The organism is Pseudomonas sp. PS01303, from assembly GCF_029959385.1.
In the GTDB taxonomy this organism is placed as follows: domain Bacteria; phylum Pseudomonadota; class Gammaproteobacteria; order Pseudomonadales; family Pseudomonadaceae; genus Aquipseudomonas; species Aquipseudomonas rustica.
The window spans coordinates 40,720-50,245 of the sequence record NZ_JASCPK010000032.1; the positions used below are offsets into that span (position 1 = coordinate 40,720).

General features: G+C 59.0%; 4 protein-coding genes. All 4 read left to right on the forward strand.

Annotation, left to right across the window (positions count from 1 at the left end; all coding sequences use genetic code 11):
- Nucleotides 1–193: 193 nt before the first annotated feature.
- The 4 genes from aceE (at nucleotide 194) to QMX93_RS12240 (ending at nucleotide 9,429) form a co-directional block, all read left to right on the forward strand.
- Complete coding sequence (gene aceE, locus QMX93_RS12225) at nucleotides 194–2,839, forward strand: pyruvate dehydrogenase (acetyl-transferring), homodimeric type (protein ID WP_008081364.1); 2,646 nt, start codon at nucleotides 194–196, stop codon at nucleotides 2,837–2,839.
- 11 nt (nucleotides 2,840–2,850) lie between these two features.
- Nucleotides 2,851–4,815, forward strand: coding sequence for a dihydrolipoyllysine-residue acetyltransferase (gene aceF / locus QMX93_RS12230; RefSeq protein WP_282356142.1), 1,965 nt, complete (start codon nucleotides 2,851–2,853; stop codon nucleotides 4,813–4,815).
- Between the two features lie 266 nt (nucleotides 4,816–5,081).
- Nucleotides 5,082–6,479 carry an alkaline phosphatase D family protein gene (locus tag QMX93_RS12235; protein WP_282356145.1) on the forward strand — a complete coding sequence of 466 codons (1,398 nt, stop codon included), beginning with the start codon at nucleotides 5,082–5,084 and terminating at the stop codon, nucleotides 6,477–6,479.
- Between the two features lie 253 nt (nucleotides 6,480–6,732).
- Nucleotides 6,733–9,429, forward strand: coding sequence for a GGDEF and EAL domain-containing protein (locus QMX93_RS12240; protein WP_282356147.1), 2,697 nt, complete (start codon nucleotides 6,733–6,735; stop codon nucleotides 9,427–9,429).
- Nucleotides 9,430–9,526 lie beyond the last annotated feature (97 nt).

A 9,526-nucleotide genomic window follows, 5' to 3' on the forward strand; every position in this document is an offset into this window, starting at 1 on the left:
CACAAGCCTTTCATCTGTAGTTTTACTACTCGTCTATACATCCGAAAGGCTGAAATGCTCAAAGATTTGTAGTAAAACTACACGCCGCCGGAACAACCTGTCGGCAATCCAAGAATTTTAAATCGTCTGCCCACAAGGCCAGTCGCAAACTCAGGCAACCGATTCTGGAAGCCTTTCCGCCCTGGAGCAAGCCATGCAAGACCTCGATCCCGTCGAAACCCAGGAATGGCTGGACGCCCTGGAATCGGTTCTCGACAAAGAAGGCGAAGACCGTGCTCACTATCTGATGACCCGTATGGGTGAACTGGCAACCCGCAGCGGTTCGCAGCTCCCTTACGCCATCACCACGCCTTACCGCAACACCATCCCGGTAACCCACGAAGCACGCATGCCTGGCGACCTGTTCATGGAACGCCGCATTCGCTCGTTGGTACGCTGGAACGCGATGGCCATGGTAATGCGTACGAACCTGAAAGATTCCGACCTCGGTGGTCACATCTCCAGCTTCGCTTCCAGTGCGACCCTGTATGACATCGGCTTCAACTACTTCTTCCAGGCCCCGACCGACGAACACGGCGGCGACCTGATCTACTTCCAGGGCCACACCTCGCCAGGCGTTTACGCCCGTGCGTTCATGGAAGGCCGCATCACCGAAGACCAGATGAACAACTTCCGCCAGGAAGTCGACGGTCAGGGCCTGTCGTCCTACCCGCACCCTTGGCTGATGCCTGACTTCTGGCAGTTCCCGACCGTATCGATGGGTCTGGGTCCGATTCAAGCGATCTACCAGGCACGTTTCATGAAGTACCTGGAACACCGCGGTTTCATCCAGCCGGGCAAACAGAAAGTCTGGTGCTTCCTGGGCGACGGCGAGTGCGACGAGCCGGAATCCCTGGGCGCCATCTCCCTGGCCGGCCGCGAGAAGCTGGACAACCTGATCTTCGTCATCAACTGCAACCTGCAGCGCCTCGACGGCCCGGTTCGCGGCAACGGCAAGATCATCCAGGAACTCGAAGGCGTGTTCCGCGGTGCTCAGTGGAACGTGACCAAAGTCATCTGGGGCCGTTTCTGGGACCCACTGCTGGCCAAAGACGTCGACGGCATCCTGCAACGTCGCATGGACGAAGTCATCGACGGCGAGTACCAGAACTACAAAGCCAAAGACGGCGCGTTCGTTCGCGAGCACTTCTTCAACACGCCAGAACTCAAGGCGATGGTTGCTGATCTGTCCGACGACGAGATCTGGAAACTCAACCGTGGCGGCCACGACCCGTACAAGGTCTATGCGGCGTACCACGAAGCGGTCAACCACAAAGAACAACCAACCGTCATCCTCGCCAAGACCATCAAAGGTTATGGCACCGGTGCCGGCGAAGCGAAAAACACTGCGCACAACACCAAGAAAGTCGACGTCGACAGCCTGAAGTTGTTCCGCGATCGTTTCGACATCCCGGTCAAGGACGAAGAGTTGGAGAACCTGCCGTTCTTCAAGCCAGAGCCAAACAGCGCCGAAGCCCGCTACCTCAGCGAGCGTCGCACTGCACTGGGCGGTTTCGTGCCACAGCGCCGCGCACAAAGCTTCAGCGTGCCGACGCCGGATCTGGACACCCTCAAGGCCATCCTTGACGGTTCCGGCGACCGTGAAATTTCCACCACCATGGCCTTCGTGCGGATCCTCGCGCAACTGGTCAAGGACAAGGAAATCGGCCCGCGCATCGTTCCGATCATCCCGGACGAAGCCCGTACTTTCGGTATGGAAGGCATGTTCCGTCAGCTCGGTATCTACTCGTCCGTCGGCCAGCTCTACGAGCCAGTCGATAAAGACCAGGTGATGTTCTACAAGGAAGACCAGAAAGGTCAGATCCTTGAAGAAGGCATCAACGAAGCAGGCGCCATGAGCTCGTTCATCGCCGCCGGTACTTCGTACTCCAGTCACAACCAGCCGATGCTGCCGTTCTACATCTTCTACTCGATGTTCGGCTTCCAGCGTATTGGTGACCTGGCCTGGGCCGCTGGCGACAGCCGTACCCGTGGCTTCCTGATCGGCGGCACCGCCGGCCGTACCACCCTGAACGGTGAAGGTCTGCAACACGAAGACGGTCACAGCCACCTGCTGGCCGCGACCATCCCGAACTGCCGCACCTACGATCCAACCTACGGCTACGAGCTGGCGGTGATCATTCAGGACGGCATGAAGAAGATGACCGAAGAGCAACAGGACATCTTCTATTACATCACCGTGATGAACGAGTCGTACCAGCAGCCAGCCATGCCGGCCGGTGCCGAAGAAGGCATCAAGAAAGGCATGTACCTGCTCGAAGAAGACACCCGCGATGCGGCGCACCACGTCCAGCTGATGGGCTCCGGCACCATCCTGCGTGAAGTCCGTGAAGCGGCGAAGATTCTGCGTGAAGAGTTCAACGTTGGCGCTGACGTCTGGAGCGTTACCAGCTTCAACGAACTGCGTCGCGACGGCCTCGCTGTCGAGCGCAGCAACCGTCTGAAGCCGGGCCAGAAGCCTAAGCTGAGCTACGTCGAAGAGTGCCTGAACGGCCGTAAAGGTCCGGTAATCGCCTCTACCGACTACATGAAACTGTTCGCCGAGCAGATCCGTCAGTGGGTACCGTCGAAGGAATTCAAAGTCCTCGGCACCGACGGTTTCGGCCGCAGCGACAGCCGCAAGAAACTGCGTCATTTCTTCGAAGTTGACCGTCATTTCGTGGTGTTGGCAGCCCTGGAAGCACTGGCTGACCGTGGTGATATCGAACCTAAGGTTGTGGCTGAAGCCATCACCAAGTTCGGCATCGACCCGGAAAAACGCAACCCACTGGACTGCTGAGGAGACATTTTGTGAGCGAACTCATTCGCGTACCTGACATCGGCAGCGGTGAAGGTGAAGTAATTGAACTGTTTGTGAAGGTCGGCGACCGTATCGAAGCCGACCAGAGCATCCTGACCCTGGAATCGGACAAGGCCAGCATGGAAGTGCCGGCCCCGAAAGCCGGCGTCATCAAAAGCCTGAAAGTGAAGCTGCGCGACCGTCTGAAAGAAGGCGACGAACTGCTTGAGCTGGAAGTCGAGGGCGCCGCTGAAGCGGCCCCTGCTCCGGCTGCTGCACCGGCTAAAAAGGCTGAAGAAAAACCGGCCGCCGCTCCTGCTGCTGCCGCGCCAGCCGCTGCCCCTGCTGCCGCTTCGGTTCAGCAAGTGCACGTGCCGGACATCGGTTCGTCGGGCAAGGCACAGATCATCGAGATTCAGGTCAAGGTCGGCGACACCGTCGAAGCTGATCAATCGCTGATCACGCTGGAATCCGACAAGGCGAGCATGGAAATCCCGTCGCCTGCCGCTGGCGTGGTCAAGGCCATCAGCGTCAAGCTCAACGACGAAGTCGGCACTGGTGACCTGATTCTGGATCTGGAAGTGGCGGGTGCTGCGGCCCCTGCTGCGGCCGCTCCGGCTCAGGCTGCTGCACCGGCCGCCGCCGCTGCGCCTGCTCCGGCAGCCGCGCCAGCAGCTCCGGTTGCTGACAGCGTTCAGGACATCCACGTTCCGGACATCGGTTCGTCGGGCAAAGCCAAGATCATCGAAGTGTTGGTCAAGGCTGGCGATACCGTTGAAGCCGACCAGTCGCTGATCACCCTGGAATCCGACAAGGCGAGCATGGAAATTCCATCGCCTGCCACTGGCGTGGTGGAAAGCGTTTCCATCAAGCTGGATGACGAAGTCGGTACCGGCGACCTGATTCTGAAGCTGAAAGTCAAAGGCGCGGCCCCGGCTGCTGCTCCGGCGCCAGCTGCCGCCGCTGCTGCTCCGAGCGCTCCGGCACCTGCTGCTCCGGCTGCCGCTGCGCCTGCACCTGCTGCCGCTCCAGCCGCCGCTCCGGCCAAGCCGGGCGCCAAAGTTCACGCCGGCCCAGCCGTGCGTCAACTGGCTCGCGAGTTCGGCGTCGAGCTGAACGCTGTCGGCGCCAGCGGCCCGCACGGTCGTATCTTGAAAGAAGACGTGCAGGTTTACGTCAAAGCGATGATGCAGAAGGCCAAGGAAGCCCCGGCCGCTGCTGCTGGCGCAACCGGTGGCGCGGGCATCCCGCCGATTCCGGTCGTCGATTTCAGCCGTTTCGGCGAAATCGAAGAAGTGCCGATGACTCGCCTGATGCAGATCGGCGCGTCGAGCCTGCACCGCAGCTGGCTGAACATCCCGCACGTGACTCAGTTCGATTCGGCTGATATCACCGAGCTGGAAGCCTTCCGCGTGGCGCAGAAAGCCGTTGCAGAGAAGGCCGGCGTCAAGCTGACCATCCTGCCGCTGCTGCTCAAGTCGTGCGCGCACATGCTCAAGGAGCTGCCGGACTTCAACAGTTCGCTGGCGCCAAGCGGCAAGGCGATCATCCGCAAGAAGTACATCAACATCGGCTTCGCCGTCGACACCCCGGATGGCCTGCTGGTACCGGTCATCAAGAACGTCGACCAGAAGAGCCTGTTGCAACTGGCAGCCGAAGCCGCTGCGCTGGCCGCCAAGGCCCGCGACAAGAAGCTCACCGCTGACGACATGCAAGGCGCCTGCTTCACCATTTCCAGCCTCGGCCACATTGGCGGCACCGGCTTCACGCCGATCGTCAACGCGCCGGAAGTGGCGATCCTCGGTGTTTCCAAGGCAACCATCCAGCCAGTCTGGGACGGCAAAGCCTTCCAGCCGAAACTGATGCTGCCGCTGTCGTTGTCCTACGATCACCGTGTGATCAACGGCGCCGCTGCCGCACGCTTCACCCAGCGTCTGGGCAGCCTGCTGGCGGACATCCGCACCATCCTGCTGTAATCCCAAGTGGCCCTCCAGCAATGGAGGGCCGCTTGTGTTTCACGTTTTCGAGCGCCACACGCTCGTACCTCAACCCCGTCAGTTTGACGGGGCTTTTTTTTGCCTGAAATTCGTCTCTTATACTTTTCCCACACATTGCGCTGACATCGGCTACAGCCCGAGTCAACTTAGTGCCGATCTTTTTATCCAAACGCCAACTAGTCTTGGCACAGCACAGTCAAAATACCTTTTAGTTTTATCTGACACTCATTCGAATGGATTCGAACATGTTAAAACCGACTATCGGCCCGATCATTGGCCACGTTACAACAAACCAGGCGCGGATATTTATTCGCGGCGAGTTTCAAAAAGATCTTCAGGTGTTCGCCGGCATTCGTTATCGGGCCAGCGACACGCAACAATGGACTAAAGGCATTTTTGCCAAACTCGACGAATCTCGCGACATGTCCAATGTGATCGCACTTCACAACTTACTTGAAAACACCGAATACGAATATCAAACCGGCTGGTTCAGCCCGATGAGTCCGGTACACACCGTCGACAGCGTCGCCGAGCTACCGCTGCAATGGCCGCGCGAGACTCACCGTTTTCGCACCCGCTCCAGCAAACCATTGCAGCCGCGCGCCTACATCGTTGGTTCGTGCCGTTACCTGCGCATGACGGCAGGGGTTGCGGTGCTGCCGCAGTTGGGTGACCGAATCTTTGCTTCAATCCGTCAATTGATTGAGGGGATACAACCACCCATCAGTGCAATGTTGATGACCGGCGATCAGATCTATGTCGACGACCTCAACTTGATTGCGCCTGATCACGAATACAAAGATATTCTCGCAAAGTACCGCGCAGCTTTTTCGCAACCCAACATAAAGCGCTTAATGTCGGAGACTTCGACGTATATGATTCTCGATGACCATGAAATCGAGGACAACTGGCCGGCGAATGCCGGAGCAGGTGACGACGCGCTATATAACAACGCAACAAAAGCCTATGAACTGTATCAAGCCAGCCATAGCCCGGCCTGTTCTTTGGCAACTAACGGCCAAGTTGATCATTCATCTGTCCAGCATTATTGGTATCAATTCAGCGACGGCGATCTCGAATGGTTTGTCACCGATAGCCGCACCCGACGCAACTTGTCGGCCGATGATCGACGCATCCTCGACGTCGAACAGGAGCAAGCGCTGCTGGACTGGCTGATCAACAGCACGGCGCGGGTCAAATTCGTGGTCACCAGCGTGATGTTCTACCCGGACGGCAAAGGCCTTGGCGAAGATGCGTGGAAAGCTTTTCCGGAGCAGCGTCTGCGCTTGCTGGAAACCATTCGTACCCGGCGGATCAGCAATGTCATCTTTATTTCCGGCGACGTGCACGGGTCGATGACTGCGCGCCTCACGCACAGTGAAGATCCTGATTTCGAAGTGCACACCGTGGTGTCATCGCCGCTGTGCAACAGCAAACTGCTGCCGTATGCCAAGGCGTCCACGTTCATTCTGGATCAGCCGTTGGTGCGCACGGCGGCGGGGGATTATGTGCATGAGTTGACCAGCGAGGTGATCAGTCAGGATAACTTCGCGCACATGGTGGTCGAGGCGGAGCGGATTGTGGTGAATTACCATGATCGCGATGGGGAGCCATTGCAGTCGATTGCGATAGATCTGCGCTAAACCTTAAAAGATCGCAGCCTTCGGCAGCTCCTACAGGGATCGTATTTCCCTGCAAATGCGTACGCTGGCTGCGATCTTTTGCTGTTTTCAAATAGACGCTGGAGAAATGTTCACTCCAGCCGACATATTCTTATAGCACTTGGCCTTCATCACTCTTGTCAGTCAGTGCTGCAATGATGCAACCTTGCCGCAGGCAACGTTTAAGAGGGCGAGAGCCCGGCGCGTTCAGCATATTTCCAAGCGAGTTCCCTTCATGAAGAGCCAACCCGATGCCGCCAGCCGTATGGTGGCCGAGGTAGTGACGCAGTTGCCTGTGCCCTCGCGGCTCGGCATGCTGCGTTTCGAGCGCTTGAATGAAGCCAGTTGGGCGATGCTCTTTCTCGATCCGAATTGCGAACGCCAGTTCGGCCAGCCTGCTGTCGAGCTGTGCGCTCTGGTCGGCTCGCCTTACGCCAGCCTGATGGAGCCGGAAGCGCGCTATCAACTGCACGACGCGATCCAGCAACAACTCGCCGCCAGCCCGCATTATCTGGTGCGTTACACCCTGCACACCCCGGCCGGCGCGCTGAATATTCTTGAACTGGGCGAAGCCTACAAACAACACAACCGTCACCTGCTGCGCGGCTATCTGCTGGCGGTCGATGACGTCTTCGACGATGCGCCGCTGCAACCCTCGGTCGATCTCGAAACCCAGAACTCGCGCCTGCAAATCGCCCTCGAACTGAACCAGCGCGCGCAGCAGGAACAACTGCTGCATCTGGAGCGTGTCCGCGCCCAGCAGGATTTGATTTTGCTGCTCGCCCGTCAGCGCTACAGCACGCACAATTCCTTGCAGGAAGCCGCCGAACTGATCACCCGCTGCGCCTGTGATATCTATGAAATCGACTGCGCCAGCCTGTGGAACCTCGAAGGCCAGCAACTGGTGCCGATCTCGGCGTACCACCGCACGACGCAGGAATACATCCTGCCGGACGTGATCGACGTCAGCACCTTCCCCGATTACATGGAAGCGTTGCAGAGCAGCCGCGCCATCGATGCGCACAACGCGATGCGTGACCCGCGTACCCGCGAAATGGCCGAAGCCCTGCGCCCGCGCGACGTCAACGCGATGCTCGACGCCAGCATTCGTGTCGATGGCCAGGTCGTCGGCGTGTTGTGCCTGGAGCAGACCGGCGTCACTCGCGCCTGGCAGTCCGATGAAATCGCTTTCGCCGGCGAGTTGGCCGACCAGTTCGCGCAAGTCATCAACAACCACAACCGCCGCACCGCCACCAGCGCCCTGCACCTGTTCCAGCGTGCGGTCGAGCAAAGCGCCAACGCGTTTTTGCTGGTCAATTGCGACGGCGTGGTCGAGTACGTCAACCCGAGCTTCACCGCGATCACCCAGTACACCACCGAGGAAGTCCACGGCCAGCGACTGTCCGAGCTGCCGGCGCTGGAGAACCTCAGCGAACTGTTGTTCGACGCGCCCTCGGCGCTAGCCAAGAGCAACAGTTGGCAGGGCAAATTCAAAAGCCGCCGGAAAAACCTAGAACCGTACTGGGGCCAGTTGTCGATCTCCAAGGTCTACGGCGACAACCGTGAGCTGACCCACTACATCGGCATTTACGAAGACATCACCCAGACCAAGCTCGCGCAACAGCGTATCGAGCGACTGGCCTACACCGACAACCTGACCAACCTCGGTAACCGCCCGGCGTTTATCCGCAATCTGGACGAACGCTTCGCCCGGGATAGCGATACCCCGATCAGCCTGTTGCTGGTCGACATCGACAACTTCAAGCGCATCAACGACAGCCTCGGCCACCAGACCGGCGACAAACTGCTGATCAGTCTGGCCCGGCGTCTGCGCAACAGCCTCAGCCCGAGTGGCAGCCTCGCGCGATTCGCCAGTAACGAATTTGCCGTACTGCTCGACGACACCGATCTGGCGACCGGTCAGCAGATCGCCAACCAATTGTTGGCGACGCTGGATAAACCGATGTTCGTCGACAACCAGTTGATCAGCGTCACCGGCTCGGTCGGTCTGGCCTGCGCGCCGTTGCACGGCCGCGACCCGCAAACGCTGATGCGTAACGCCGGTCTGGCACTGCATAAAGCCAAGGCCAACGGCAAACACCAGGTGCAAGTCTTCACCGAAGCGTTGAATGCCGAGGCCAGTTACAAACTGTTCGTCGAGAACAACCTGCGCCGCGCCCTCACCCAGAACGAGCTGGACGTGTTCTACCAGCCCAAGCTGTGCCTGCGCAGCGGTCGCTTGCTGGGCATGGAAGCACTGTTGCGCTGGAACCACCCGGAACGCGGCATGATCCGCCCGGACCAGTTCATCAGCGTTGCCGAAGAAACCGGGCTGATCATTCCGATCGGCAAGTGGATTGCGCGCCAGGCCTGCCGCATGAGCAAAGCGCTGACCGCTGCCGGCATGGGCAATCTGCAAGTGGCGATCAACCTCTCGCCGAAACAGTTTTCCGACCCGGATCTGGTCGCCTCCATCGCCAACATCCTCAAGGAAGAAGCGCTGCCGGCCCATCTACTCGAACTGGAACTGACCGAAGGTTTGCTGCTGGAAGCCACTGAAGACACGCACTTGCAGCTCGATCAGCTCAAGCGTCTGGGCCTGACCTTGGCCATGGATGACTTCGGTACCGGTTATTCGTCGCTGAGCTATTTGAAGAAATTCCCGATCGACATCATCAAGATTGATCGCAGCTTTATCCACGAAATCCCCGACAACCAGGACGACATGGAAATCACCTCAGCGGTGATCGCCATGGCGCACAACCTGAAACTCAAGGTCGTGGCGGAAGGCATCGAGACCGCCGAACAACTGGCATTCCTCCGTCGCCATCGCTGCGACGTCGGCCAGGGTTACCTGTTCGACCGGCCAATCCCCGGCGGCGAGCTGATTCAGGCGCTCAAGCGCTACCCGCGCGGCCCGCTTTGCCTCTAAAAACACCCCAAATCCCTTGTAGGAGTGAGCCTGCTCGCGATAGCGGTGTGTCAGCAACAAACCTTCTGACTGACCCACCACCATCGCGAGCAGGCTC

What these genes read in the sequence shown, in the direction of transcription:
- aceE (WP_008081364.1), top strand. Translation starts at nt 194, where the DNA reads ATGCAAGACCTCGATCCCGTCGAAACCCAGGAATGGCTGGACGCCCTG.
- QMX93_RS12235 (WP_282356145.1), top strand. Translation starts at nt 5,082, where the DNA reads ATGTTAAAACCGACTATCGGCCCGATCATTGGCCACGTTACAACAAAC.
- QMX93_RS12240 (WP_282356147.1), top strand. Translation starts at nt 6,733, where the DNA reads ATGAAGAGCCAACCCGATGCCGCCAGCCGTATGGTGGCCGAGGTAGTG.